Consider the following 24,844-nt stretch of genomic DNA (forward strand, 5'->3'; position numbering starts at 1 on the left):
CCCCTCCGCTTCGCTCCGGACCGCTCATGCCGCCACCTCCGCTTCGCTCCGGACCGCTCGTGCCGCCACCTCCGCTTCGCTCCGGACCGCTCGTGCCGCCACCTCCGCTTCGCTCCGGACCGCTCATGCCGCCACCTCCGCTTCGCTCCGGACCGCTCATGCCGGGACCTCCGCCTCGACGGCGGCCCGCTCGCGCTGGAGCAGGCCGTGGATGGGGGCCAGGGGGATGGCCGCGAACAGCGTGCCGATGAGCGTGCCCCCGGCCATGGCGAGCTTGGCCGCGCCGAGGATGCCCCAGTCCCCGGCGAGCGCGTCGACGATGATGCCGCCGGCGAGCACGCTGAACGGGATCACGCCCCAGGTGATGGTCCGGAACGCGGCGTGCGAGACGGCCTGGTCCCGCGAGGGCACCCGGGCCTGGCGGACGGCGGCGGTGCTGACGTTGTACCAGACCATGAAGATCCCGTAGAGCGTCAGCGTCACGCCCAGCACGATCGGGGCCGGCAGCGCGGGCGCGAGCAGCACGCCGAAGCCGACCGCCGAGTGCAGGAAGATCGACCACGGGATGAGCCGGGCCGCGCCGAGCCGCGCGCTGACCCGCTGCGCGACCAGCGACCCGCCGACCGCCCCGGCCGCGGCGATCGACATGACCGCCCCGAGCGTGCCGACGGACATGCCGAGGCCGCGGTACGCCAGGATCGGCAGCACGGTCACGAAGATCGGGCCGCCGATGTTGGCCAGCAGGGTGCCCTGCAGCGTGCGGCGCAGGACCGGGTCGCTCCAGTTGAGCCGCACCCCGTGCGCCAGGCGCCTGAACATCGGCTCCTGCCGCCCCTCGCCGCCGCCGTAGGGCTTCATCGCCCGGATCCGCAGCGCCGAGAACAGGAACGACGCCGCGTCGACGAGCAGCGCGCCCGCGCCGAGCAGCACGTAGATGCCGGAGGCGACGGCCGGCCCGACGACGTCGGAGGTGGTGCGGCTGGCCTCCAGGTGCGAGTACGCCTTGACCCGCCCCTCCGGCTCCACGATCGAGGCGATGGTCGCGGTGTAGCCGACGTTGAAGAAGACCGCGGTGGCGTTGACGACGGCGACGACGGCGAACGCCAGCGGCACCGACAGGAAGCCCCCGAAGTAGGCGGCCGGGACGAGCGCGATGACGGCCGCCCGCACGAGGTCGCAGCCGATCAGCGTCCGGCGCAGGTCCCACCGGTCCACCAGCGCCCCCGCGACCAGGCTCAGCAGCGGGATCGCGAGGTACTGCGCCATCGCGACCAGCCCGACCTGCAAGGGCGAGGCGTGCAGCACCAGGATCATGAGGGTCGGGATGACGAAGATGCTGATCTTGTCGCCGATGTTGCTCACCGTCTGCCCGGCCCACAGCAGGTTGAACTCCCGGCCGAGGCGCACGGGCGGGTCGGCGGTCAGCATGCGGGCCCGGCGAAGCGAGCGGCGTGCCCGCGGCGGTAGGCGTCGAACCGGGCCGCGATGAGCTCCCGCTGCGTGCGCACCGCGTCGGGCGACTTGGCGTCCGGGCACTGGATGGTGCCGTCGAGCTCGATCTCCGACAGCCACCAGCGCTCGCCGTCGTGCAGGAAGTCGGCGCACAGGTACGGCAGCCGCAGATTGTCCTTGAACCACGCGACCGCGGGCCGCAGCTCGTCGGGCAGGTCCGTGTAGTAGAGCTTCCCGCCGGTGCTGAACTGCACGTAGAGCGCCCCGTCGCCGGGCCGGCGCACCAGCACCCCGAGCGGCTCGCCGTCGATGAGGTAGACCCGGTAGTCCATCGTGCGCGGCCCGAGGTACGGCTGGAACACCAGCGTCGTGTCCCCGCCCTGGGCGAGGCTGAGCAACCCGCGCACGTCGTGCGGGTTGTGCGCCAGGTTGATCCCGCGCGAGGCGCACCAGCCCGACGGCTTGGCCAGCGCCGGGAAGGGCAGCGCCCCGATGCTCGCCACGTAGTCGTCGTAGACGAGGTCCCGGCCGGGCCCGATGCGCACGGTGGGGATCGGCGGCACCGGGCAGTCGCGCAGGAACAGGGCCGAGGCGAGCTTGTCGTTGCACAGCATCGCCAGGCGCGGCGGGTGCGGCAGGTAGAAGCCGGCCTGGTCGAGCACCTCGAACAGGGCGAGCTGGTTGAACACGTCGGCGGACTGGTAGGGCAGGGAGTACAGCGACGTGATGAACAGCGTGTCCTCGGGCGTCACCGCCACCCCGTCGACCCGCACCACCGGCCGCCGCGGGTCCAGCGCGTCGACGACCACCGACTCGGGGGTCACCCGCTCCCAGCTCAGGTCGAGGTCCTTCGCGACCTCGGCGTAGGTCTGCCAGAACGCCGCGTTCCACGTCGCCGAGGTCCGGCTGGACTCCCGGTCCGGAAACAGCCAGCACAGTCGTCGCAGCATGCCTAACCCCCTGCTCGTCGGTGAGCGTTGCGCGCCCACGGGTGCAGGGAGTGTCGCGAGCGCCGCCACGGAACCGCTTCGGGTCGACTACACGCGCGGAATGCGACAGGATTGCCGGCGTGGAGATCGTGCTCAGCGTGCCCGAGACCATCGTCGCCACCTACGTCGTGGCGACCGACCGGCCGCCGGGCGACCCGGCCGCGGCGGCGAGCGCGGCGGCGGCCCGGATCGAGGGCCCGCTGGGCGAGGCGGTGCGCCGGATGCTCGACGGGCCGCTGATGTCGGTCAGCGTCGCCCCGGTCGCCGAGGCCCCGCCGCTGCCGATCGAGCACCTGCGCGTCTTCGCCGCCCCGCCCGAGGCGCTGCGGGCCGTGGTCACCGCCACACACCTCGTCGTCGTCCAGGCGGTCTTCGGCGCCGGCTGGCCGCCCGCCCACGAGTGGCACGCCCGCGCGGTCGCGGCCGGCATCGCGCAGGACCTCGGCGGCACCCTCGTCGACCTGTTCACCCCGCAGGTGCTCGACCCGGCCGCGGCCCTGGCCTCGCTGCCCGGCCCCGACGGCCGCTCCGCACTGAGCGCGTGGGTGCTCGTGCCGCAGTCGGCGGGGGACCGGGGGCTGTGGATGACGACCCGCGGCCTGGGCCGCTTCGGCCTGCCGGAACTGCAGGTGAACGACGTGCCGCCGACGCTCGCGCGGGCCTGGACGAGCGGGCTGACCGGGATCGCCCGGGCCCTCGTGGTGCGCTGGGCGCAGGCGGTCGAGCGGGCCCACGGCGAGGCGTTCGTGCGCATGCCGAACGAGCTGACCGTCACCGCGGCCGACGCCGTGCGCGCCTACGGCGAGGTGCCCGGGGCGGACGCCGAGGCCCGCTCCACGCTGGTGCAGCTGCGGCTGGACGTCGAGTCGCCGGAGCAGGACAGCCTACTCACGATCATTCCGCCCGACGAGTTCCCGTACTCCGCCGGGGAGTTTCTGGCCCAGGTGGTCGACGAGCTGTTCGGGGTGCGGTCCACGACGGTGCGGTACGCGCCGGACGACGAGCGGATGCGCGAGGCCGTCGCGAGCGCCCGGGAGGCCCTGCCCGCGGCCCGCACCCGGTTCCTGGCCGGCGAGTTCGGCCCCGAGCGGCACCTCATCGTCAAGCACCGCCTGACCCGGGGCGAGGCGACGGAGCTGATCTGGTCCGCCGTCACCACCTGGCCCGACCCGCGCCGCCTGCACGGCGTGAGCATGTCCGACGCCGAGATCGACCCGGCGGTGCGCACCGGCCGCCCGACCCTGGTCCGCGACCCGGAGATCGTCGACTGGGGCGTGTGGATCGACGGCGAGGGCATCGTCGAGGGCGGCTGGACCAACGCCGTACTGACCGGCGAATGACGCTCAGGTCGGCCGCCGCCGTGCCGAACAGCACGGTGTGGGTCTCGACGGACGGCGGCTGACCCGTCGCCTGGTGCCGGTCGCCGCCGCGCTCGCCGGGCTGGCGGCGGCGTTCCTGGTGATGCAGATGATCACCACGAGCGCGTTCGAGCGGCTGGAGTCGAGCCAGGTGGCGCAGGACGCCGACCGGATCCGCATCGGCCTGGACGCCCAGGCCCAGCTGCTGACCGCGTTCGGCACCGTGAACGCGGTCTGGGACAACACGTTCCAGGAGATCCAGAACGCCGACACGGCCGGCTTCACCGCCGATCTGCCGCCGAACACCCAGCTCGACGTCAACGACATCGACGGGCTGCTCGGCGTCGGCCTCGACGGCACCCTGCGCGTCGGCGGCCTGACCAGCGCCGCCGAGACCTTCGTCCAGCCGCCGCCGCAGCTGCGCGACCCGGCCGTGCTGCGCGCGCTCTTCGACCCGGCCAAGCCGGCCGGCGCGTCGCTGTGCGGGATCGTGACGGCCGACGCGCCGTACCTCTTCTGCGGCGTCGGCTCGTTCCCCAGCAGCGGCGAGGGCCCCCCGTCCGGGGGCATGGTCATGCTCAAGCGCCTCGACGCCGAGCGGGTCGCCCGCTTCGCCAAGGCCATCAACCTGCCTCTGACCCTGGTCGCCGAGCCGCGCCCGGGCACCCAGGCCCAGCCCGGGCTCACCAGCCAGCTCGGCAGCGTCGCCATCGGCACCGTGGTGACCGGCTCCCACCACATCGCCATGGACGCCACGATCGCCACCGCCAACGGCGGCCGGGTCGTGCTCGAGGTCGTCGCCGTCCGTCCGATCCACGCCGCCGCCAGCCGCACCGCCGTGCAGCTGTTCGTGTTCGTCGCCGCCGCGACCGTCGTGCTCGTCGTGGTGATGCTGTGGTCCGTGCGGGCCGCGCTGCGCCGCCGGGTCGGGCCGCTGCGGCGCACCACCGAGGCGATCGTCCGCTCCGGCGACAAGCTCCTGCGGGTGCACCCCGAGGGCAGCGACGACATCGCCGAGCTCGGCCGGGCCATCGACGCGATGCTCGACGCCATGCACGAGCAGGAAGTGCACCTGCAGCAGGAGCGGGCCGCCAAGGAGGCCCAGCTGATGACCACGAACGTGCGCCAGCAGCTGGCCGAGCAGACGGTCCGGCGCCGGGCGGGCGAGGTCATCGACGACACCAGCGACGCCGTGCTGGTCGAGCTGCGCAACGTCATGGAGCAGGCCGACGAGGTGATGGGCGCCGCCGACGCGATCGAGCGGCAGGCGGGCGACGCCGACCGGGTCACCCGCGGCGTCGTCGAGCGCGCCAACGACGCCGGCGGGGTCATCGAGGCCGTGACCGCGAGCCTCGGCCGGGTCGACGGCATCGCGAACCTCATCGCCGGCGTCGCCGGGCAGACCAACCTGCTCGCCCTCAACGCCACCATCGAGGCGGCCCGGGCCGGGGAGGCCGGCCGGGGCTTCAGCGTCGTGGCCGGCGAGGTGAAGGGCCTGGCGTCGAAGACGAAGGACTCCACCACCGAGATCACCGAGACCGTCTCGGCGCTCGGCGCCAACACCACCGCCATGTCCGCCGTCATCACCGACATGAGCCAGGGGGTCAACGCCGTCGGTGAGGTCACCGCCGAGCTCAGCGCCGTCGCCGTGCGCCAGCGCGCCTCGGTCGAGCGGCTGGTCGGCAGCGTCCGCGAGGCGGTCGCCCGCATCGAGGCCCTCGCCCAGGTCACCGACCGGCTCGAGCGCCGCCGGCACAGCCGCGCCGCGGTCGAGGGCAAGGTGACCGTGGTGCACCAGGGCCGCCCCATCGAGGCCGACCTGCTCGACCTGTCGATCAGCGGCCTGCGCTGCGGCTTCCACGACGGCCTGCGCCCGCCGCTGGCCGCCGAGCTCGACCTGCGCCTGCACCTCGGCGACGAGGAGCTGCGGGTGCGGGGCCGTGCCGTGCGGCACATCGGCGGCGACGCCGACGAGCTCGGCGTGGAGTTCGTCGACCCCGACGCGCACCTCGTGGCCCGCATCAGCGACTACATCCGCGCGCTGATCGGCCCCGGCGAGATCTGAGCACCGCTTTCGCAGCGGATTTGCAGCGCCTCCTGCCAGCCTGCCTGGCATGACGAAAGGCAGCGAGGCCGGCAACGGCAGCGAGGCCGGCAACGGCATCGAGGTCGGCGACGTCGGTCCCGGCCGGGCCCGGGCCCGGATGCGGGTCACCGACGCCATGGCCAACCTGCACGGGATCGCGCACGGCGGCTATCTCTTCCTGCTCGCCGACACCGCGTTCGCCCACGCCTGCAACCAGGGCCGCGTGGCGCTCGCGCAGGCCGCCCAGATCACCTTCCTGCGGCCGGTGCCGATCGGCGCCGAGCTGGTCGCCGAGGCCGTCGAGCGCGCGACGACGGGCGCCTGCGGGGTCTACGACGTCACGGTCCGCCACGGCGGCGAGGTCGTCGCCGAGTTCCGTGGCCAGAGCGCGACGGTGAGGACGAGGGGAGTCCGATGAGCGAGACACTGCAACGGATCTGCTGGGTGTTTCCGGACCGGGAGTCGGCCCGGCAGGGCGCCATGTGGCGGCGGGTGTTCTGGGACGCCTACCAGAAGGTCGCCGCGGAGCTGGGGATGTCGTTCACGATCCACGCGCCGGACGCGATCGCGGTCGACGGGCTGGACCCCGCCCGGCCGCGCGTGTTCGTCGACGGCGAGCTGGTCGACCCGGACGAGACCGCGTTCATCACGGCGCTGTACTCGCTGCCGTACCACACCATGGACGTGTTCAACCAGTACGCCGTCTACGCGGTGCTGGAGCAGGCCGGCTTCTACCTGCCGATCCCGCCCTGGCTGTCGGCGGTCGTCAACGACAAGCTCGCCACGAACCTGTTCCTGGCCGGCGCGCCGATCCCGCCCGTCCCCACCGTGCGCATCGGCTGCGGCCGCGACATCCAGCAGCGGCTCTACGAGCCGGCGCTGGCGGAGCTGACCTACCCGGCGATCGTCAAGCCGGCCGGGTGGGCGTCCGGCTGGGGCGTCAACCTGGCCCGCGGCGAGGAGGACCTGCGCGGGCTGCTCAGCCTCGCCCAGGGCGGCGAGACGACGCTCGTGGCCCAGCCCTACCTCGGGGCCGGCACCACCGACTACCGCCTCTACGTCGTCGAGGGCCGCGTGCAGGCCGTGCTGGCCCGGATCCCCAAGGACGACGCCCCCTGCTCCAGCGGCAGCCGCGGCGGCAGCATGCGCTTCGTGGACCTGCCGGACGAGCTGGCGTCCACTGTGGACTGGTTCGTGGCGAGGATCCCGACGCCGTACTTCTGCGTCGACTTCCTCCACGACGGCACCCGCTACTGGCTGTCGGAGATCGAGACCGACGGCGCGGCCGGCAACCCCGACGCCGGTGTCCAGCACGACCTCATCGCCGCCCGGTTCGGTGCCTACCGCCGGGCGCACGCCGCCTGGAGGGAAGCCCGCCATGCCTGAGTTCACCCACGACACCCTCGACGCCGCCGGGGTCGCCCGGGTCCGGCAGCTGTTCACCGCGCTGCGCTCGGTGCCGGGGCTGGCCGCCCGCTACGACGGCGTCGCCGAACCCTCCACATTGCGGGATCTGGCCGCCGTTCCGCCCATGTTCAAGGACGACCTGCAGGCCGCGCTCGCGCACCTCGAGCCCCGCGCCGAGCACGCCACCACGTGGGTGTTCCAGAGCGGCGGCAGCACCGGCGCGCCCCAGGTCGGCTACGCCCCGACGGGCCTCTACATGCGGGAGGTGTACGAGCAGTGGCAGCCGATCGGCCCCGGTGACGTGTTCGTCAACGGCTGGAGCGCGGGCAAGATGTGGGGCGCGCACTTCCTCGTCAACGCCCTCACCGACCACGCCCACTGCACCGCGATGAACCTGGGCGCGATGACCCGCGACGAGTACGACCCCTGGCTGCGCTTCTTCGCCGCGCGCCGGGTCACCGCGTTCGGCGGCACCCCGAGCGTGCTGCGGCTCATCTTCGGCCACGCCCGCGACACCGGGGTCAAGCTGCCGGACCTGCGCGCCGTGCTCTACCTCGGCGAGGCCTGGAACGAGCAGCTGGACGAGGACCTGGCCGCCGTCGCGCCCAACGCCCGCCGGTGGGGGATGTTCGGCAGCACCGAGACGTGGGTCGTGGGCACCAACACGCCGGACTGCCCGGCCGACACCTGGCACCCGCTGCCCTCGCAGCTCGTCTGCGCCGGCGGGGGCGAGGACGAGATGCTCGACTTCACCACGCTCAACCCCGCGGGGCTCAACCCGGTGCTGCGCTACCGCACCGGCGACGCCGGCCGGCTGGTCGCCTGCCCGTGCGGCCGGGAGGGGCGGGCCTTCCAGGTGCTCGGGCGCCGCGACGGGCTCATCAAGTTCCGCGGGCACCTCGTCAACGTCGACGACCTGGTCCGCGACGTCGCCACCGTGGCGGGCGTCGCGCGGGCCCAGCTGGTCGTCAAGGAGTTCACCGACCGCGGCAGCGTGCTGGAGGTGCTGGTGCTGCCGGGCGGCGCCCCGCAGGCCGGCCTCGCCGAGGACGTCCGCCGGCACCTGCTGGGCTCCGCGTTCGGCCCGTCCATCGTGTTCCAGCGCAACGCCGACGCGCTCGAGGTGAGCGTGGTCGAGGCCCTCGTGGGCAACGAGCGCACCGGCAAGGTCCCCAACCTCGTGCGCCGCCCGGCCGCATGACCACGGTCGCGCCGAGGACCGGACGCTCGCTCGGCCCCCAGTTCAACCTGCTGTGGGCCGGGCAGACGGTGAGCAACGCCGGCGACCGCGTCACGCTGTTCGTGGTGCCGGCGCTGCTCATCTTCGCCATGCACGCCTCGCCGCTGCAGGTCGGGCTCGTCTCCACGGCGCAGTACCTGGCGATCCCGGTGCTGAGCCTCGTGGCCGGGGTGCTGGTGGACCGGTGGGACCTGCGCCGCCTGCTCATCGCGTGCGACCTGCTGCGCTGCGCCGCGGTCGCGGTCATCCCGATCGCCTACTGGCGCGGCGTGCTGTCGGTGCCGATGCTCTTCGCGTGCGTCGTGGTCATCAGCGCGGCGACGGTGTTCTTCAACATCGGCTACGTGCCCGCGCTCACCCACCTCGTCGATCGGGACAAGCTCGTCACCGGCAACGCGCGGCTGGAGACGAGCCGGATGACCGCCGAGGTCAGCGGGCCCGCCCTCGGCAGCGGCCTGTTCCAGCTCCTCGGCGCCGCCGCGCTGCTCGTCGACGCGGTCACCTACCTGGTCTCGGCCGCGTGCGTCCGGCGGCTGCGCCCGCTCGGCGCCCTCGGCGGCCCGGCCGGCTCGCTGCGGGAGCGCCTGCTCGTCGGGGTCCGGGCCAACTGGCGCGATCCCGTGCTGCGCCGCTGCACCGCGGGGACGCTGCTGGCCAACATCGGCGGGCCGGTCTTCGTCACGCAGCTGCCCGTCCTGGCGTACAACGGCTGGGGCATGAGCGTCGGCGTCTTCGGCACCGTCATGACCGTCGGCGCGGCCGGGGCCGTGGCCGGCGCGCTGGTCGCCCCCGCGGTCAGCCGCCGGGCCGGGCCGGCCCGGATGATGGCCTGGGCGATGCCGCTGCACTCGGCCTGCGGCCTGGGCATCCTCGCCATGGGGCTCGGCCCGCCCGCGGTGGTGCTCGGGGCCACGCTCGCCGCCTACATGTTCTTCTTCGCCTGGTACAACATCTGCTCCCAGTCGGTGCGCCAGGCCCGCATGCCGATCGCCGACCAGGCCGTCATCTACGCCGCCTACCGCACCGTCACCTGGGGCGTGATCCCGCTCAGCGCGTTCGCCGGGGGTCTCGTCGTCACCGCGCTCGCGCACTCGATGGACATCCGGGCCGCGGTCACCGCCACGATGCTCGGCGGCACCGTGATCGGGCTGTCCGCGTGGCTGCCCCTGGCCCCGGTGCAGCCGATGCTGGGGGAGGGGCCCCGTGCCTGACGTCCTCGTCACCGGCGCCTCGACCGGCATCGGCCGGGCCACCGCGCTCGCCCTCGCCGCGGCCGGCTGGACCGTCCACGCCGGCATGCGCGAGCCGGTCGAGCTGCCCGGCACCCGGGTCGTGCCCCTCGACGTCACCGACCGGTCCTCGGTCGACGCCTGCCTCGCGGGCCTGGAGCGGCTCGACGCCGTCGTGAACAACGCCGGGGTCTCCGGCACCCCCGGGACCCTGGAGCAGGCGTCGCTGGAGGCCGTGCGGGCGGTGCTGGAGGTGAACCTCTTCGGCGTGCTCGCGGTCACGAAGGCGGCGCTGCCGCTGCTGCGCGCGAGCCGGGGGCGGGTGGTGACCGTCGGCAGCGTCCGGGGCGCGATCGGCCAGCCGTTCAACGAGGCGTACTGCGCGGCCAAGTTCGCCGTCGAGGGCTACCTCGAGGCCCTGGCGCCGACGGCCGCCGCGGCCGGGGTGACGGTGTGCGTGGTCGAGCCGGCCGCGGTGCTCGGCACGGCGTTCGTCAAGGCGGTCCCGGTGCGGGTCGAGCCGCCCTACGCGGACGCGTTCACGGCGTACCGGCGGTTCGTGGCCTCCGGCGCGGTCGAGGGCGCCCAGACCCCGGCCGAGGTCGCCGCCGTCATCGTCGACGCGCTCACCGCCGCCGACCCGCCGTTTCGCATCCCGACGAGCGCCCACGCCCGTGACTACCTGGCCCGCAAGCTCGCCGACGTCGACGGCCGCGGGGTGCAGGCCATGACCGGCGACTGGCTGCGACAAGGTGGTCATTGACCGCGGCCGTGGTCCGTGCCCGGGGTGACGCGGGAAGGCGCATGCCTGAGGAGGTCGGGCTGATCCGGTCCGCTGATCCGGATTTGGCCCTCGGGCCCGGTCGGTGGCGGCGGTACGGTCACCCCCGTGAGCGAACGCGAACGTGACGGATACCTGCTGACCACCGACCCCGCCCGCGTCGACCGGGCGCTCGTGCACCGCTGGCTCTGCGAGGACTCGTACTGGGCCGCCGGCCGGGCCTTCGAGGTGGTCTCCCGCTCGATCGACGGCTCGGTGCCCTTCACCGTCCTGCACGAGGGCCGCCAGGTCGCCTTCGCCCGCGCGATCACCGACGGCGCCACGTTCGCCTGGATCTGCGACGTGTACGTCGACCCGGCACACCGCGGCCGCGGGCTGGGCGTCTGGCTCGTCGACAGCATCGTCGAGGAGCTCGCCGCGGCCGGCGTGCTGCGGCTGCTGCTGGCCACGCGCGACGCCCACGAGGTGTACCGGCGCAGCGGCTTCGAGCCGGTGGCGGGCCCGCAGCGGTTCATGGAGCTGGACCGCCGCCCGACCCGGGCCGCCATCCTCGCCCACCTCGCCGAGGGCTCGCCCCGGCCGTAGCGGGGTGGTTGAAGCGCGCCGCCCCGGGTAGGCGCGGCCGGTGAACCTCGTCCTCGTCGCCGGGGTCGGCGACGTCGGCCGCGCGGTGCTCGCCGACCTGCGCGCCGCCGGCGTGCCCGTGCGCGGCCTGCTGCACCGTCCCGCCCCGGTGGACTTCGACGCCGTGGTCGGGGACCTCACCCGGCCCGAGTCGGTCGCCGAGGCCCTCGACGGGGCGGACGCGATGTTCTTCTCGATGCCGGTCTCACCCGAGCACCTGCTCGCGACGGCGGTCGTGGCGAGCGTGGCCCGCGACCGCGGCGGCCTGCGCGCGCTCGTCGGCCTGTCGCAGATGACGGTGTCGCAGATGACCGCGACGAGCACCGGCCAGTCGCGCCAGCAGCGGCTGCACTGGCTCGCCGAGCGCGTCCTGGACTGGTCGGGGCTGCCGGTGGTACACCTGCGCCCGACGGCGTTCCTGGACAACCCGCTGTTCACGACCCTCGCGGCCGCCTCGATCCGGGCGCGCGGCACGCTCGAGCTGCCGTTCGGCACGGGCCGCACCTCCCCGATCGCGGTGGCCGACGTCGCCCGGGTCGCGGCCACGATCCTGCGCGACCCGGCCCGGCACCTCGGCCGCGTCTACGAGCTGACCGGCCCGCGCGCGCTGTCGATGCCGGAGGTGGCGGCGGCGTTCTCCCGCGCGCTGGGCCGCGAGATCACCTACGTGGCCGCGGACCCGGACCGCTGGGAGGCCGAGGTCCTGGCGCCGTCGGGGCTGCCGGCGCACACCCGGGAGCACATCGCCACCATGGCGCGGCTGCACCGCGAGGACCGCTACGACCGCCTGACGACGGACGTGGCCCGGGTGACGGGCTCGCCCCCGATGACGGTCGAGTCCTTCGTCGCGGCCCGCCGCGGGCTCTACGCGCTGCCGTAGGAGACGCCGCGGCCGTGGGGGGAGGACGGCGGTGCCCTAGAGCGAGCGCATGCACCACACGGCCTTGCCCTCGGCCGTCGGCCGGGTGCCCCAGCGCTCGCACAGGGACGCCACCAGCTGCAGGCCGCGGCCGTGCTCGTCGTCCGGGGTGGGGCGTCGCTTGCGCGGCAGGTACGGCGCCGTGTCGTGCAGCTCCAGCACCACGTGCGTCTGCGTGCGGCGCAGCCGCAGCTGGATCGGCGGGCGGCCGTGCAGGACCGCGTTCGCGGCCAGCTCGCTCACGACCAGGACCAGGTCGTCGACGACGCGCGGCGGCGCGTCCCACCGGCGCAGCGTCGAGCCGACCAGGCGCCGGGCGTCGCGGACCGCGCGCTCGTGGGCCGGGATGTGCCGGATGACCGACTGCTCCTCGCCCGGCTCGCCGACGACCCGGGTCATGAGCAGCGTGATGTCGTCGTCGGGGCCGTCCGGCAGCAGCTTGCTCACGAGCCGGTCGGGGGCGTCGGCGAGCGGGCCGTCGAGCTCGCCGACGAGCGCGGCCAGGGCGAAGATGCCCGCGTCGAGGTCGCGGTCGCGGTGCTCGACCAGGCCGTCGGTGTAGAGCGTGAGCAGCGCCCCGACCGGCAGCTCCAGGCGCTCCTCGGCGAGGGTCAGCGGGCCGGTGCCGAGCGGCGGGCCGGACGAGGTCAGCGGGCGCGGCGCCGCCCCGGGCAGGAGCAGCAGCGGGGGCAGGTGGCCGGCGTTGGCGTAGGTCAGGCTGCGCTCGCCCGGGTCGTAGACGGCGTAGACACAGGTGACGATCTGGTCCTCGCGCAGGTCCCGCACGACCCCGTCGAGGTACTCCAGCACGTCCGCCGGCGGCAGGTCGAGCCGGGCGTAGGCGCGCACCGCGGCGCGCAGCTGGCCCATGACGGCGGCGGCGGGCACGCCCCGGCCCATCACGTCGCCCGTCACCAGGGCGGTGCGGTCGGCGCCGAGCTCGATGACGTCGTACCAGTCCCCGCCGACCTGCGTCCCGGCGACGCCCGGGCGGTAGTAGGCCGCGAGCTCCAGGTGCTCGGGGGCGAGCGTGACCGGCGGCAGGAGGCTGCGCTGGAGCTGGTCGGCGATGCGGTGCTCCCGGGCCGCGGCCTCCTGCGCGGCGGCCGCGGCGGCGACGGCCCGCTCGGCGTTGCGCTGCTCGGTGATGTCCTGGTTGGAGCCGCGCAGCCGGACCGGCTTGCCCGCGGCGTCGCGCTCGAGCTCGCCGCGGGTGCGGAAGATGCGCTCGGTGCCGTCGCCCATCTGCACCCGCGACTCGTAGTCCAGCGGCGCGCCCTCGACGGCGGCGTCGATCGCCTCGTCGACCCGCGCGCGGTCGTCGGGGTGCACCCGGCCGTTGATGAGCTGCCGGCCGTGCTCGTCGAGCAGCTGCTCGGGGGTGACGGCGAACTGGCGCAGGAACTCGTCGGAGCCGCGGATGTCGCCGGTGGTCAGGTCGAGCTCCCACGAGCCGACGGCGGCCAGGCGCTGGGCCTGGTCCAGCAGCTCCCGGTTGCGCTGCAGCTCGTCGCGGGTGCGGCGGATGCGGTCGAACTCCAGGTTGGCCCGCACCCGCGCCCGCAGCTCCCGCGGGCTGAACGGCTTGACGAGGTAGTCGTCGGCGCCGGCGTCGAGGCCCTCGACGGTGGCCTCGTCCCCGGCCCGGGCCGAGAGCACGATCACCGGCAGGTGCCCGGGGCCATTCGCGCGCACGGCCGCGATGAGCCCGAACCCGTCGAGGCCGGGCATCATCACGTCGGTGAGCAGGAGGTCGGGCGGGTCGGCGCGCACGAGCTGCAGCGCCCGCACCCCGTCGGCCGCCTCCAGCACCTGGTAGTCGGCGCCGAGGATGCGGCGGACGTAGTCGCGCATGTCCGCGCTGTCATCGACCACGAGCACGCGGGGCGCGGCCGGGTCGGGGCCCGCGGGCGGGGCGCTCGCGGGGGCGCCGACCCATCGTTCGACGTCCGCGACGTAGCCGTGCACGGCCGGTACGGGCGAAATCTGCGCCGGCAGCGCCGGGCCGGACCCGACGGGGATGCGGACCGTGAAGGTCGAGCCCTCCCCGGGCCGGCTGCGCACGCCGGCCGCCCCGCCGTGCAGCGCGGCCAGCTCGGCGACCAGCGCGAGGCCGATCCCGGAGCCCTCGTGCGTGCGGGCCCGGGCCTGCGGCACCCGGTGGAAGCGCTCGAAGATCCGGGCCTGGTGGGCCGGGTCGATGCCGACGCCGGTGTCGGTGACGGCCAGCTCCACGTGCTCGTCCCCGTCCGGGGTGAGCCGGACCGTGACGCCGCCGGTGAAGGTGTACTTCACCGCGTTCGACAGCAGGTTGAGCACGATCTTGGCCCACATGTCGCGGTCGGCGAAGACGGTCCGCGGCAGCGGCGGGCAGTCGACCTCCAGGCGCAGCCCGGCCCGCTGCGCGGCGGGCGCGAACATGCCGGCCAGCTCCGCGGTGAGCCGGGCCAGGTCCAGCGCCTCGCGGTGCGGCTCGAGCCGCCCGGACTCCAGCTGCGAGAAGTCCAGCAGCGTGTTGACGAGCCGCAGCAGCCGCTGGGCGTTGCGCCGCACCACCTCGACCCGGCCCCGCTGGACCGGCGGCAGCGGCTCGGCCTGGTCGGCGAGGGCGTCGTCGGCCGGGCCCAGCAGCAGGGTCAGCGGCGTGCGGAACTCGTGGCTGACGTTGGTGAAGAACGCGGTCTTGGCGCGGTCGAGCTCGGCGAGGGCCTCGGCGCGGCCGTGCTCGGACGCGAACGCGCGGGCCGTGCTCAGGCGGGCCGCGACCGTCCCGGCGAGGCGGTCGACGAAGCCCGCGTAGGCGGCGTCGAACGGCCGGTACCGGTTGAGGCCCACGACCAGAAAGCCCAGTGGCCGACCGCCACCGGGCGGGGTCAGCGGCACGATCCGCGCCTCGGACGGCGGCTCGTCCCACGCGCCGGACGGCAGCCCGTCGAGCCCGCCGGCGCTCACCGGCGCCGCGTCCACCCTCGGCCACGTCGCGGGGTCGGTGCAGGGGTGGCCGTCGGGGACGCCGGTCCTCGCGGCGAGCACGGGGTGGTCGCCGTCATGGAGGTACAGCAGCGTGAAGGGCAGATCGTCGGGCCGCCCGGACAGGCCGCGCTCGACGGCCGCGAGCAGCTGCGCCTCGTCCGCCGCCGCGTCGAGCCCGGCCCCGAGGTCGCGCAGGGTGGCCATGCGCCGCTCGGCGACGACCCGCTCGGTGGTCTCGGTGACCACGCACAGCACCCCGGCGACGGCCCCGTCGTCGTCGGTGAGCGGGCCGTAGGAGCAGGTGTGATACGTCTCCTCGGTGAAGCCGCCGCGCTCGAGCAGCAGCCGCAGCCCCTCGTCCCAGGTGGCCCGGCCGGTCTCCAGCACGGTCCGGATGCGGGGGCCGGCCTCGTCCCAGACCTCGGCCCACACCTCGCGCGCCGGCCGCCCGAGGGCCCACGGGTACTTCTTGCCGAGCGTGGCGCGCCGGTAGGCGTCGTTGCACAGGAAGGTGAGCTGCGGGCCCCACGCCATCCACATCGCGAAGCGCGAGCCGAGCATGATGCCCAGCGCCGAGCGCAGGCTCGCCGGCCACGACTCGGGCGGTCCGAGCGGAGTCGCGGCCCAGTCCACCGCCGCCAGGTCGCGGCTGAACTCCGTGTCGCCCATCTTCTTCAGCTTATGTTCCCTGGTGCTTTTTGCGCAGGGTGGTGGCATCGTCGCGGCATGACACTGTTGTCGTACTCCGTCGGGGCCGCCGCCGGGCCGATGCTGGGCGAAACCATCGGCGCCAACCTCGACCGGACCGCCGCCCGCGTGCCCGGTGCCGATGCCCTCGTCGACGTCCCCACCGGCCGGCGCTGGACCTATCGCGAGTTCCTCGCCGAGGTGGAGGCGGTGGCGCGGGGGCTGCTCGCGCGCGGGATCGCCAAGGGCGACCGGGTCGGGATCTGGGCGCCCAACTGTCCCGAGTGGACGATCCTGCAGTACGCCACCGCCAAGATCGGCGCGATCCTGGTGAACATCAACCCGGCGTACCGCACCCACGAGCTGGCCTACGTGCTCGAGCAGTCCGGCGTGGGCCTGCTCGTCTCGGCCGAGCGCCTGAAGACCTCGGACTACCGCGCGATGGTCACCGAGGTGCGCCCCGGCCTCGCCGACGTGATCTTCATCGACTCCGACGACTGGGCCGCGCTCGCCCGGGAGCAGGCCCCCGGGTCCGCGCTGCGGGAGCGGGAGGCGACCCTGACCTTCGACGACCCGATCAACATCCAGTACACCTCGGGCACGACGGGCTTCCCGAAGGGCGCCACCCTGTCGCACCACAACATCCTGAACAACGGCTATTTCGTGGCCGAGACGCAGGGCTGGACGCAGGCCGACCGGGTCTGCCTGCCGGTGCCGTTCTACCACTGCTTCGGCATGGTGATGGGCAACCTCGGCGCGACCACGCACGGCAGCTGCATGGTCATCCCGGCGCGGGCCTTCGATGCGGCGCGCACCCTGGCCGCGGTTGAGCAGGAGCGCTGCACGGTGCTCTACGGCGTGCCGACGATGTTCATCGCGGAGCTGGCGCTGCCCGACTTCGCCGCCTACGACCTCTCGACGCTGCGCACCGGCGTCATGGCCGGCTCGCCGTGCCCGGTGCACGTGATGCAGCGGGTCATCGCCGACATGGGCATGGCCGGGGTGACGATCTGCTACGGCATGACCGAGACCTCCCCGGTGTCGACCCAGACGGCCCGCGACGACGACCTGGAGCGGCGGGTGTCGACCGTCGGGCGGGTCGGGCCGCACCTCGAGGTGAAGATCATCGACCCGCGGACCGGCCTGGTGGTGCCGCGGCGCGAGGCGGGGGAGCTGTGCACGCGCGGTTACAGCGTGATGCTGGGGTACTGGAACCAGCCCGACGCCACCGCCGAGGCCGTGGACGCGGCCCGGTGGATGCACACCGGCGACCTGGCGACGATGGACGACGAGGGCTACGTCACCATCGTCGGGCGCATCAAGGACCTCGTGATCCGCGGGGGCGAGAACGTGTACCCGCGCGAGGTCGAGGAGTTCCTCTACGGTCACCCGGACATCGTCGACGTCCAGGTGATCGGGGTGCCGGACGAGCGGTTCGGCGAGGAGCTGATGGCCTGGGTGCGCCTGCGCGAGGGGGCCGGGCCGCTGAGCGCCGAGGCCGTGCGGGCCTACTGCGCGGGGCGGCTCGCGCACTACAAGATCCCGCGGTACGTCAAGATCGTCGAGGCGTTCCCGATGACCGTCACGGGCAAGGTCCGCAAGGTAGAGATGCGCGAGGTGTCCGCCCGGGAGCTGGGCCTTACGATGACCGACGCGTGATCGTGGATCGCGTGCCGTTGACGGTCCGGCCGCCCCCGTTGCCCCGGCCGGACCGCCGACGTCGATCGTATACGATGATCGTATATGATCGATGCCCCGTCCGGTCCTGTCAAGAGTGGGAAGTGGCGCGTGGTGCACCCGGAGCCGTCCAAGCACGAGCTCGCGTACCGCGAGATCCGTGCGCGCATCATCGATGGCCGGCTCGGCCCGGGCCGGCGGCTGGTGCTCAGCGCCCTGGCGCGGGAGCTCGACGTCTCCCCGGTGCCGGTGCGCGAGGCGATCCGCCGGCTGGAGGCGGAGGGCCTGGTGGCGTTCGAGCGCAACGTGGGCGCGCGGGTGGCGACGCTGCAGGACGACGAGTGGGAGGAGCTCGTCGAGATGCTGGCGCTGCTGGACGGGTTCGCGTTCGCGGCCGCGGCGGCGCGGGTGTCGCCGGAGGACCTGGCCGAGGCGCGGGCGTTCAACGGGCGGCTGCGCGAGGCGGCCGCGGCCGGGCCGATCGATCACGGGCAGGTGATGGCGCTGCATCGGCGGTTCCACCGGGCGCTGTACCGCTGCTGCGGCAACCGCTACGTCATCGAGTCGCTGGACGCGATCTGGGACCGCATCGACGCGTCGCGGGTGCTGGTGACGCTGTATCCGGCGCTGCGGGTGGCGGCGGCGGTCGAGGAGCACGACGAGCTGCTGGAGCGGCTGGAGCGGGGCGAGGACGACCCGGCGCTCCTGGAGTCGTGCGCCCGCGAGCACAACCTCAACGCGATCCGCACGATCCGCAAGAACGTCAGCTGAGTTCAGGACAATAAGAAGACCGGCATCCACGGGGGAAGATGCCGGTCTCGCTCTTAACTATACGACTCGTGCGCGTGTCCCGCCAGTGGCAGTTTGTTCGCCTACCGGACGCCTGCGGGTGCCTTGGGGATGCGCAGGCCCTTCGGCAGGGTGGGCTCGTTCGCGGCGAGCTCGACCTCGAGGAAGCTGGTCTCGTGCCGCTCGGCCTCGTGCGCCGCCTTCCCGCCGCGTAGCCCGAAGAGGCGCTTGGACAGCAGGATGTACAGCACCGCGACGATGTTGATCACGAGCGCCCCGACGCGGGTGAACGTGATCTTCTCGGTGAGCTCGTAGATCTCGATGGGCAGGCCGAGGGAGGTGGCGACGACGGCGAAGTACTCGCCCCAGCGCTTGAGCATCCACAGGCCGATGCCCTCGATGAGCTGGAGCGTGCCGTAGAGGGCGAGCCCGGCCGCGACCCACAGGAGGGTCTTGGCCTCGGCCTCGATGACGGTCCGGATGGTGTGGATCATCGCGGAGTCCTCGAACTTCCAGCCGACCTTGTCCATGAAGGGCTTGAGCAGCGGCAGGTCCTCGTTGAAGGCCCGCTCGACGCCGTCGCGGTGGCTGCGGAAGTGGAACACGCCGTAGGCGGCGGCGAGGCAGAGCAGGCCCTTGATGAACCGCTCGAGGGAGAGCAGGCGCAGGATCAGCGCGTCGCGCAGGGCCCGCCCGCGCAGCACGATGGGGGCGCGCTCGGCGGGCCCGTGCTGGTGCGGCTCGCCGATGACGAAGTCCCCGCAGCGCAGACACCGCCAGGCCGGGCCGACCGGGGTGGTGGCGTGCAGCTTCTCCCGGAACGAATCCTCGGTCGGGGCGTAGGTGACGTGCCCGCGGCGCGCACAGGTGCGCAGGTTCCAATCCACACGATCTTCTATACCGCACGGATCATTGTTGTGATGTCAGCTTTGTGCCTTGGACGCGTTCCCGCTGCTCGGCCTGGGCGGGGCCGACCTGGAGCGGTATGCGCGGGGCGGCGTGCTGCGGGCGGCTGGTGGCCATGAGCAGGATGCCGACGAGGATCGCGGCGATGACGCCGTCGAGCCAGTAGTGGTTGGCGGTGCCGGCGACGACGAGCATCGTGAGGACCGGGTGGGCGAGCCAGAGCCAGCGCCACTTCGAGGCGGTGGCGTGGATGAGCCCGGCGGCCACGACCAGGGCCCAGCCGACGTGCAGGCTCGGCATCGCCGCGTACTGGTTGCTGAGCGTGTCGGTCTGGGGCGGGCCGTAGACGCTGGGGCCGTACACGGCGGCGGTGTCGATGAGCCCGAGGTCGCCGAGCATCCGCGGCGGGGCGAGCGGGAACGCGAAGTGGATGACGAGCCCGGCCGCGGTGAGCCACGCCAGGATGCGGCGGTAGCGAAGGTAGTGTTCGGGGCGGAGCCAGTACATGAAGATCAGAAACGCGATCGTGGCGGGGAAGTGCACGACGGCGTAGAACACGTTGGCCGCCCGGACCAGGGCATCCGCGCTGAGCAGCAGGTGCTGGACGTCGGCTTCGTCCGGCAGGCGCAGCACGCGTTCGAGCTGCCAGATCAGGTCGGCGTCGCTGTAGGCGGCCCCGACGCGTCCGTCGACGGCGAGGCGGCCGACCTTGTAGGCGAGGAACAGCCCCAGGACCAGCAGCAACTCGGTCCATGCCCGGGGCCTCAACCGTGTGGCGTGCTGCCGTTCACCCAGTTCGGCCCCCGTGTTCATCAGGCGACGCTACCTGATGTTGCGGGTGACGCAAGATTTCCGGGCTTGTTTATGCTTCAAGTATCTCGGGTTCCGGATCGTTTTTGGGGGTTTGATGAGTAGTCGGGCAGATCAGGCGATCGCCGCCCTGCGCAAGGGCCACGACGACCTCTCCGCGCTGGTCGCGGGCCTGTCGGCGGAGCAGCTGACCGGCCCGTCGGCGGCCGACGAGTGGGATGTGTCGCAGGTCGTGAGCCACCTGGGCAGCGGCGCCGAGATCAACCTGGAGGCCGTGCAGGCCTCGCTCGAGGGCCGTCCCGCCCCCGAGTTCGAGTTCAACAAGGGCGTCTGGGCGCGCTGGGACGCCATGACCCCGCAGGAGCGCCAGGCCGCGTTCCCGGTCGCGAACCAGCGCCTGGTCGAGGCCTACGAGGCGCTCACGCCCGAGCAGCGCGAGTCGCACAAGATCGACATCGGCTGGATGCCGGAGCCGGTCGACGTGGCCACCTCGGCGCTGCTGCGGCTGACCGAGTTCGGCTACCACGACTGGGACGTGCGCGCGGGCCTCGACCCGGCGGCGCAGCTCGCTCCCGAGGCGGCCGCGCTCATCGGCGACCGCGTCGAGGGCCTGTTCGGCTGGATCGCGAAGCCGGCCAACCTCGACGGGCGCACCGCGGACCTGCTCGTCCAGCTCACCGACACCGGCGAGACCCTCGGGCTGCACCTGGCCGACCCGGTCGCGCTGGGGGCCGCCCCGGCCACGCCGGACGGCACGCTGTCGCTGACGCTGGAGGCGTGGCTGCGGCTGGCCTCGGGCCGGCTCAAGCCCGCCTACACGCCGTCGTCGGTCACCGTCACCGGCCCCATCAGCCTGGACGACCTGCGCGCCGTCTTCCCCGGCTACTGACGGACGGTGGGCCGGGGGTCGCCCCCGGCCCATCTTCGTGTCACTGCTTCGTCGACTTGAGGCAGAGGACGTCGCCCTGCTTGCCCTGCTCGCCCTGCCAGAACGTGTTGGTGCTGTCCGGCCACTGATCGCACACGGACGTGAACGGGCCGGTCGCCTCGCTCTGCTTCTTGCCGGAGACCTTGCCGAGCACGACGAAGTCCGCGTCGCCGCCGTCGCACTTCACGATCTTGAGCTTGCTGTCGCCCGGGTCGTGCAGGCAGTCGCCGACGTTGGCGTTCGCGGCCGCGTCGCGGTTGAAGTACCAGGCGGCGCCGAGCAGCACGCCGAGCAGGACGACCAGCGAGAGCAGGATCGTGACCGGCCGGCGCTTGCCGCTCCTGGGCGGCGCCGCGACCGCGGGCTGCCCCGGCATCGGGTCGTGCACGGGCGCCGTGGGCTGCAGCGGGGGATCGGGTTCGGGTTGCGCGGGTGTGGTCATGGTGGAGCCTCCCCGGAATCCGGATGGGTACGGGTCAGGCGTACCGGCTCCCGGGTGCTGATGCGCGTGACTGTCCGTATGCCGACTCGATCCGGCTGTCTCGATCCGGCTGTCACGCATGGTCCCGCCGGCATCCCCCGACACGCGCCATGCGTGGGCGGGGAGTCGTCGTCCAGGAGGGCGGCGGTCGTCGTGCCGGAGCGGGCCGGGGCCGCCACCGCGATGCACTCCGGGCGGCGGGCCGACGGCTCACCGGGCGGGGCAGGAGGCGGCGACCCGGCTGGGAGGGGGCGAGGGTCAGCGCGCTGTGGGTCAGCGCTCTATGGGGCGGCGCAGGGAGTAGGTCACCGCGTGCAGGCGGTGCGGCTGACCGATGATCATCGCGGCGCGGTCGTAGGCCTGCCAGCCCTCGGCGCCGGCGCGGTTGAGGTGGCGCAGGTCGTTGAAGCGCTCGTCGGTGCCCCACCGTTGCACGCCGCCCGGGTGGTGGAAGACGGCGTCCCAGTCCTCGAACTTGTCCGTGCCCAGCGTGCCGGCCGCACGGTACTCCAGTCGCGCATATTCCCATTGCGTCACGCGGTCCATCATGCCCGACATCGAGCGGAACCACCGTCACGGAAAACCGTGAAATACGCTGGGAGGCATGGAGCGCGATCGAGATGTCGAAGGCCGGGCGCGCAACCAGCGGCCGCGGGACGAGCTCGGGCGGCCGTTGCCCCGCGGGGTGGCGGGCGTGCCGACGATGCCCGACGATCTCGAGGTCACGCCCGAGGAGGCGCTCGCGCGGGCGCAGGGGCTGCTGGACGAGGGGCGGCCGTTCCACGCCCACGAGGTCCTCGAGGCCGCCTGGAAGTCCGCCCCGCAGGCCGAGCGCGAGCTGTGGCGCGGGCTCGCCCAGCTGGCCGTCGGGCTCACGCACGCCCGGCGCGGCAACGCCGACGGCGCCGCCCGGCTGCTGGACCGGGCGGCGCTGCGGATCGCGGCGTATGCGGGCCAGGCGCCGCACGGGATCGACGTGGACGGGCTCGTCGCCTTCGCGCGGACGGGCGGGGCCGGCACGCCGCGGCTCAGAGCGTGAGCGGGTGGGAGTGCGCGCCACGGCTCGGAGCGTGAGCGGGTGGGAGTGCGCGCCACGGCTCGGAGCGTGAGCGGGTGGGAGTGCGCGCCACGGCTCAGAGCGTGAGCGGGTGGGAGTGCGCGCCGCGGCTCAGAGCGTGAGCGCGACCTTGCCGCGCGCGTGCCCGGCCCGCAGGTAGTCCAGCGCCGAGGCGGCCTCGGCGAGGGGGAAGGTGCGGTCGACGACCGGTGTCAGCGCGCCCGAGGCCATCCAGGCGGCGAGCGTCTCCAGCAGCGGGGCGGTGGCCTTCGACAGCAGGCCGGTCAGGTGCTGGCGGGTGAAGCCGTTGAGCAGGCCCGCGCGCAGCTGCCGGTCGCTGCCCTGCAGCCACTTGCCGCCTCCCTCGCCGCCGACGATCACCAGCGTGCCCGCCGGGGTCAGCAGGTGCCGCAGCGTGCGCAGACTCCGGCCGCCGCCGGTGTCGAGGACGAGATCCCAGCGGCCGGTGGGCTCGCCGGTCGCGTAGTCGACGACGTGCGCCGCGCCGAGGGAGCGCACCAGGTCCGCCTTCGCGGCCGAGCACACCCCGGTGACCTCGGCGCCGAGGATGCGCGCGATCTGCACCGCGAACGACCCCACCCCGCCGCCCGCGCCCAGGATCAGCACGCGCTGACCCGGGCGCAGGCGCCCCGCGTCGCGCAGGCCCTGCAGGGCGGCGACGCCGGACCCGGCGACCGTCGCCGCCTGCGCGAACGAGATCGGCTCCGGCTTGCGGGCCAGGCGCCGCTCGGTGGAGACGGCCAGCTCCGCATAGGTGCCGTCGCCGGCGCCGAACACCTCGTCGCCGACGCGCAGCCCGGTCACCTCCGGCCCGACGGCGGCGACCACGCCCGCGAGGTCGAGGCCCAGGATCGGCCGGCGGGGGCGGCGCAGGCCGAAGCCGGCGGCCCGCACGGCGTAGGGCAGCCCGGTCGCCAGGTGCCACACGCCCTGGTCGACGCCGGCCGCGCGGACCTCGACGAGCACCCCGCGGGGCCCGGTCGCCGGCGCGGGGGTCTCGCGGATCTCGATCGGGTCGCCGTAGCGCTGCCGCACGACCGCCCTCATGACTCCTCCTGCGGATAGTGGAACACTGCCTCGAGCGGGACGCCGAACGCCCGCGCGATCTGGAAGGCCGCCTCGAGCGTGGGGGAGTACTTGCCCTGCTCGATGGCGTTGACGGTCTGCCGCGTGACCCCGATGCGCTCGGCCAGCTCCGCCTGGGTCATCTCGCCGTGGGCGAAGCGCAGCGCGCGGAGCGAGTTCGTGACGCGGGTCGGCTTGCCCACGCCTACATCCCCCGCCGGTACGCGACGATCTTCACGGCCGCCGACGCCACGGCCGCGAGCACGAACGCCAGGTACAGGGAGTTGGCGATCCAGAAGTACGGGGCCTCGCGCATCGCCAGCACCAGCGGGACGAGCGCGGCGACGCTCATGACGTAAAAGCCGGCGTACTCGCCGAGCCGGCCGATCGCCCGGTCCCGCTCGTCGGTGGGCTGCACGTCCTTCGGTGCGGCGCCGGCGGCGACGGTCACGGCGGCGACGTTGAGCACCATCGACGCGCCGACCGCGACCAGCAGGGGCATGACGTAGTGCGTGGCGGTGAGGCCCTCGGCGGGCATCCGCAGCAGCAGCGCGGTCACGTATCCGGCGTAGACGACGACGGCGACAACGGCGTAGATCCAGGCGCGTTTCTCCTGATGAGCCATGGTCCCTCGCTTCACGTGTCCAATATCTTTGACATCACGAAGGTAAAGCGACCCCGACATCGTGTCAAGGATTCTTTACATGGCCCAGCGCGAGGGACTGAGAGCAGGGTGGGGTGACCAACGGCGGGCCTGGCAGCGACGGCGCGCAGCGCCGAGCGGTGTCTGGCGGGAGCGACGGTCCGCACCCCCGCGGACCCGAGTCCCGCTGCTGTCAGGCCCTGTCCTGGACCGCGCGCCGCACGCTGATGTAAAAGGCCTCGATGCGCCGCACGACGCGCATCAGCCCGGCGAAGTCGACCGGCTTGGCCAGGTAGCCCGCGACCCGCAGCTGGTGGCCGCGCAGGAAGTCCTCCTCGGCCGTGGACGAGGTGAGCACCACGACCGGGATGCGGGCCAGGTCCGGGTCGGCGTGCACGGCCTCGAGCACCGCGCGGCCGTCGACGCCGGGCAGGTTCAGGTCGAGCAGGATGATGTCCGGCCGCGGCGCGTCCGCGCGGTGCAGCAACCGCAGCGCCTCGGCACCGTCGCTGCACACGGTGAGCCGGTTGTGCAGCTTGTGCTCGGCGAACGCCTCGCGCGTGATGAGCACGTCGCCCGGGTCGTCCTCGACGAGGAGGATCTCGATGGGCACGCCCCGCGCGCCGCTCATCCCGCCTCCCTCCGGCCGCCGGTCGCATCACAGTAGCGCGCCGTGACCGGGCCGGACCCCGGGGTCACGAGCCGTGCGCGAGCCGCTACCG

General features: G+C 73.8%; 24 protein-coding genes. 13 read left to right on the forward strand and 11 right to left on the reverse strand.

Translation table 11 applies throughout. The annotated features are described in order from the left end of the window. Nucleotides 1–156 precede the first annotated feature (156 nt). Together ACQP2P_RS18920 and ACQP2P_RS18925 are read right to left on the reverse strand one after the other, a co-directional pair. Nucleotides 157–1,428: an MFS transporter gene (locus ACQP2P_RS18920; RefSeq protein ID WP_433617730.1), complete on the reverse strand. Its 1,272-nt coding sequence runs from the start codon at nt 1,426–1,428 to the stop codon at nt 157–159. Further along, nucleotides 1,422–2,402, reverse strand: a complete 981-nt coding sequence (locus ACQP2P_RS18925; protein WP_433617731.1) for an ATP-grasp domain-containing protein — start codon at nt 2,400–2,402, stop codon at nt 1,422–1,424. The genes ACQP2P_RS18920 and ACQP2P_RS18925 overlap by 7 nt, the downstream gene beginning before the upstream one ends. A gap of 119 nt (nt 2,403–2,521) precedes the next feature. On the opposite strand from ACQP2P_RS18925, the gene ACQP2P_RS18930 reads away from it, so the two are divergent. The 9 genes from ACQP2P_RS18930 (at nt 2,522) to ACQP2P_RS18970 (ending at nt 12,046) form a co-directional block, all read left to right on the forward strand. Continuing rightward, a complete protein-coding gene (locus tag ACQP2P_RS18930; protein ID WP_433617732.1) occupies nt 2,522–3,781 on the forward strand; it encodes a DUF2314 domain-containing protein in 1,260 nt (419 codons plus the stop codon). 37 nt (nt 3,782–3,818) lie between these two features. Further along, nucleotides 3,819–5,864, forward strand: a complete 2,046-nt coding sequence (locus tag ACQP2P_RS18935; protein WP_433617733.1) for a methyl-accepting chemotaxis protein — start codon at nt 3,819–3,821, stop codon at nt 5,862–5,864. A gap of 49 nt (nt 5,865–5,913) precedes the next feature. Continuing rightward, the gene (paaI, locus tag ACQP2P_RS18940) at nt 5,914–6,303 is read left to right on the forward strand and encodes a hydroxyphenylacetyl-CoA thioesterase PaaI (RefSeq protein WP_433617735.1); all 390 of its coding nucleotides are present in this window, start codon (nt 5,914–5,916) and stop codon (nt 6,301–6,303) included. Beyond that, nucleotides 6,300–7,271 carry an ATP-grasp domain-containing protein gene (locus ACQP2P_RS18945; protein WP_433617737.1) on the forward strand — a complete coding sequence of 324 codons (972 nt, stop codon included), beginning with the start codon at nt 6,300–6,302 and terminating at the stop codon, nt 7,269–7,271. The genes paaI and ACQP2P_RS18945 overlap by 4 nt, the downstream gene beginning before the upstream one ends. Continuing rightward, on the forward strand, nt 7,264–8,493 hold the full coding sequence (locus ACQP2P_RS18950) for a phenylacetate--CoA ligase family protein (protein ID WP_433617738.1): 1,230 nt from the start codon (nt 7,264–7,266) through the stop codon (nt 8,491–8,493). The genes ACQP2P_RS18945 and ACQP2P_RS18950 overlap by 8 nt, the downstream gene beginning before the upstream one ends. Further along, a complete protein-coding gene (locus ACQP2P_RS18955) occupies nt 8,490–9,743 on the forward strand; it encodes an MFS transporter (protein WP_433617740.1) in 1,254 nt (417 codons plus the stop codon). The genes ACQP2P_RS18950 and ACQP2P_RS18955 overlap by 4 nt, the downstream gene beginning before the upstream one ends. Continuing rightward, nucleotides 9,736–10,524 (forward strand): SDR family NAD(P)-dependent oxidoreductase, encoded by a 789-nt coding sequence (locus ACQP2P_RS18960; RefSeq protein WP_433617741.1) that lies wholly within the window; start codon nt 9,736–9,738, stop codon nt 10,522–10,524. The genes ACQP2P_RS18955 and ACQP2P_RS18960 overlap by 8 nt, the downstream gene beginning before the upstream one ends. Before the next feature lie 126 nt (nt 10,525–10,650). After that, nucleotides 10,651–11,127, forward strand: a complete 477-nt coding sequence (locus ACQP2P_RS18965; protein WP_433617743.1) for a GNAT family N-acetyltransferase — start codon at nt 10,651–10,653, stop codon at nt 11,125–11,127. A 40-nt stretch (nt 11,128–11,167) separates the two neighbouring features. Beyond that, complete coding sequence (locus ACQP2P_RS18970) at nt 11,168–12,046, forward strand: NAD(P)H-binding protein (RefSeq protein ID WP_433617745.1); 879 nt, start codon at nt 11,168–11,170, stop codon at nt 12,044–12,046. A 36-nt stretch (nt 12,047–12,082) separates the two neighbouring features. Here the strand turns inward: ACQP2P_RS18970 and ACQP2P_RS18975 are convergent, their stop codons facing one another. Further along, nucleotides 12,083–15,727, reverse strand: a complete 3,645-nt coding sequence (locus tag ACQP2P_RS18975; protein WP_433617747.1) for a SpoIIE family protein phosphatase — start codon at nt 15,725–15,727, stop codon at nt 12,083–12,085. Between the two features lie 57 nt (nt 15,728–15,784). Between ACQP2P_RS18975 and ACQP2P_RS18980 the strand changes: the two genes are divergently transcribed. After that, complete coding sequence (locus ACQP2P_RS18980; RefSeq protein ID WP_433617749.1) at nt 15,785–17,404, forward strand: AMP-binding protein; 1,620 nt, start codon at nt 15,785–15,787, stop codon at nt 17,402–17,404. A gap of 84 nt (nt 17,405–17,488) precedes the next feature. After that, entirely contained in the window at nt 17,489–18,193 is a 705-nt protein-coding gene (locus ACQP2P_RS18985) for a GntR family transcriptional regulator (RefSeq protein WP_433617751.1), read from the forward strand. 101 nt (nt 18,194–18,294) lie between these two features. On the opposite strand, the gene ACQP2P_RS18990 is transcribed toward ACQP2P_RS18985, so the two are convergent. Both ACQP2P_RS18990 and ACQP2P_RS18995 read right to left on the reverse strand, forming a co-directional pair. Then, nucleotides 18,295–19,098 (reverse strand): DUF2127 domain-containing protein, encoded by an 804-nt coding sequence (locus tag ACQP2P_RS18990; protein WP_433617753.1) that lies wholly within the window; start codon nt 19,096–19,098, stop codon nt 18,295–18,297. Nucleotides 19,099–19,120: 22 nt separating this feature from the next. Continuing rightward, nucleotides 19,121–19,930: a phosphatase PAP2 family protein gene (locus ACQP2P_RS18995; protein ID WP_433617755.1), complete on the reverse strand. Its 810-nt coding sequence runs from the start codon at nt 19,928–19,930 to the stop codon at nt 19,121–19,123. A gap of 94 nt (nt 19,931–20,024) precedes the next feature. On the opposite strand from ACQP2P_RS18995, the gene ACQP2P_RS19000 reads away from it, so the two are divergent. Next, nucleotides 20,025–20,816, forward strand: coding sequence for a maleylpyruvate isomerase family mycothiol-dependent enzyme (locus tag ACQP2P_RS19000; protein WP_433617757.1), 792 nt, complete (start codon nt 20,025–20,027; stop codon nt 20,814–20,816). 40 nt (nt 20,817–20,856) lie between these two features. Here ACQP2P_RS19000 and ACQP2P_RS19005 read toward each other — a convergent pair whose 3' ends face one another. Both ACQP2P_RS19005 and ACQP2P_RS19010 read right to left on the reverse strand, forming a co-directional pair. Continuing rightward, nucleotides 20,857–21,297 carry an LppU/SCO3897 family protein gene (locus ACQP2P_RS19005; protein ID WP_433617759.1) on the reverse strand — a complete coding sequence of 147 codons (441 nt, stop codon included), beginning with the start codon at nt 21,295–21,297 and terminating at the stop codon, nt 20,857–20,859. A 312-nt stretch (nt 21,298–21,609) separates the two neighbouring features. Further along, the gene (locus ACQP2P_RS19010; protein WP_363344875.1) at nt 21,610–21,873 is read right to left on the reverse strand and encodes a hypothetical protein; all 264 of its coding nucleotides are present in this window, start codon (nt 21,871–21,873) and stop codon (nt 21,610–21,612) included. A gap of 67 nt (nt 21,874–21,940) precedes the next feature. On the opposite strand from ACQP2P_RS19010, the gene ACQP2P_RS19015 reads away from it, so the two are divergent. Beyond that, the gene (locus ACQP2P_RS19015; protein WP_433617760.1) at nt 21,941–22,375 is read left to right on the forward strand and encodes a DUF309 domain-containing protein; all 435 of its coding nucleotides are present in this window, start codon (nt 21,941–21,943) and stop codon (nt 22,373–22,375) included. Between the two features lie 129 nt (nt 22,376–22,504). Here ACQP2P_RS19015 and ACQP2P_RS19020 read toward each other — a convergent pair whose 3' ends face one another. The 4 genes from ACQP2P_RS19020 to ACQP2P_RS19035 all read right to left on the reverse strand — a co-directional run bounded on the left by ACQP2P_RS19020 (nt 22,505) and on the right by ACQP2P_RS19035 (nt 24,753). After that, nucleotides 22,505–23,461: an NAD(P)-dependent alcohol dehydrogenase gene (locus ACQP2P_RS19020; protein ID WP_433617762.1), complete on the reverse strand. Its 957-nt coding sequence runs from the start codon at nt 23,459–23,461 to the stop codon at nt 22,505–22,507. Next, complete coding sequence (locus tag ACQP2P_RS19025; RefSeq protein ID WP_433617764.1) at nt 23,458–23,682, reverse strand: helix-turn-helix transcriptional regulator; 225 nt, start codon at nt 23,680–23,682, stop codon at nt 23,458–23,460. Before ACQP2P_RS19025 ends, ACQP2P_RS19020 begins: the two co-directional genes overlap by 4 nt. A 2-nt stretch (nt 23,683–23,684) precedes the next feature. Further along, nucleotides 23,685–24,104: a hypothetical protein gene (locus ACQP2P_RS19030; protein ID WP_433617766.1), complete on the reverse strand. Its 420-nt coding sequence runs from the start codon at nt 24,102–24,104 to the stop codon at nt 23,685–23,687. Between the two features lie 211 nt (nt 24,105–24,315). Continuing rightward, nucleotides 24,316–24,753 carry a response regulator gene (locus ACQP2P_RS19035; protein ID WP_433617768.1) on the reverse strand — a complete coding sequence of 146 codons (438 nt, stop codon included), beginning with the start codon at nt 24,751–24,753 and terminating at the stop codon, nt 24,316–24,318. Nucleotides 24,754–24,844 lie beyond the last annotated feature (91 nt).

The organism is Dactylosporangium sp. CA-139114, from assembly GCF_050955725.1.
GTDB lineage: Bacteria > Actinomycetota > Actinomycetes > Mycobacteriales > Micromonosporaceae > Dactylosporangium.

Excerpts from the sequence above, each read along its gene's own strand:
- ACQP2P_RS18925 (WP_433617731.1), bottom strand. The coding sequence starts at position 2,402 with ATGCTGCGACGACTGTGCTGGCTGTTTCCGGACCGGGAGTCCAGCCGG.
- ACQP2P_RS19035 (WP_433617768.1), bottom strand. The coding sequence starts at position 24,753 with ATGAGCGGCGCGCGGGGCGTGCCCATCGAGATCCTCCTCGTCGAGGAC.
- ACQP2P_RS18995 (WP_433617755.1), bottom strand. The coding sequence starts at position 19,930 with ATGAACACGGGGGCCGAACTGGGTGAACGGCAGCACGCCACACGGTTG.
- ACQP2P_RS18920 (WP_433617730.1), bottom strand. The coding sequence starts at position 1,428 with ATGCTGACCGCCGACCCGCCCGTGCGCCTCGGCCGGGAGTTCAACCTG.
- ACQP2P_RS18950 (WP_433617738.1), top strand. The coding sequence starts at position 7,264 with ATGCCTGAGTTCACCCACGACACCCTCGACGCCGCCGGGGTCGCCCGG.
- ACQP2P_RS18955 (WP_433617740.1), top strand. The coding sequence starts at position 8,490 with ATGACCACGGTCGCGCCGAGGACCGGACGCTCGCTCGGCCCCCAGTTC.
- ACQP2P_RS19030 (WP_433617766.1), bottom strand. The coding sequence starts at position 24,104 with ATGGCTCATCAGGAGAAACGCGCCTGGATCTACGCCGTTGTCGCCGTC.
- ACQP2P_RS18975 (WP_433617747.1), bottom strand. The coding sequence starts at position 15,727 with ATGGGCGACACGGAGTTCAGCCGCGACCTGGCGGCGGTGGACTGGGCC.
- ACQP2P_RS19015 (WP_433617760.1), top strand. The coding sequence starts at position 21,941 with ATGGAGCGCGATCGAGATGTCGAAGGCCGGGCGCGCAACCAGCGGCCG.
- ACQP2P_RS18945 (WP_433617737.1), top strand. The coding sequence starts at position 6,300 with ATGAGCGAGACACTGCAACGGATCTGCTGGGTGTTTCCGGACCGGGAG.
- paaI (WP_433617735.1), top strand. The coding sequence starts at position 5,914 with ATGACGAAAGGCAGCGAGGCCGGCAACGGCAGCGAGGCCGGCAACGGC.
- ACQP2P_RS18985 (WP_433617751.1), top strand. The coding sequence starts at position 17,489 with ATGATCGATGCCCCGTCCGGTCCTGTCAAGAGTGGGAAGTGGCGCGTG.
- ACQP2P_RS19020 (WP_433617762.1), bottom strand. The coding sequence starts at position 23,461 with ATGAGGGCGGTCGTGCGGCAGCGCTACGGCGACCCGATCGAGATCCGC.
- ACQP2P_RS19005 (WP_433617759.1), bottom strand. The coding sequence starts at position 21,297 with ATGACCACACCCGCGCAACCCGAACCCGATCCCCCGCTGCAGCCCACG.
- ACQP2P_RS19000 (WP_433617757.1), top strand. The coding sequence starts at position 20,025 with ATGAGTAGTCGGGCAGATCAGGCGATCGCCGCCCTGCGCAAGGGCCAC.
- ACQP2P_RS18980 (WP_433617749.1), top strand. The coding sequence starts at position 15,785 with ATGACACTGTTGTCGTACTCCGTCGGGGCCGCCGCCGGGCCGATGCTG.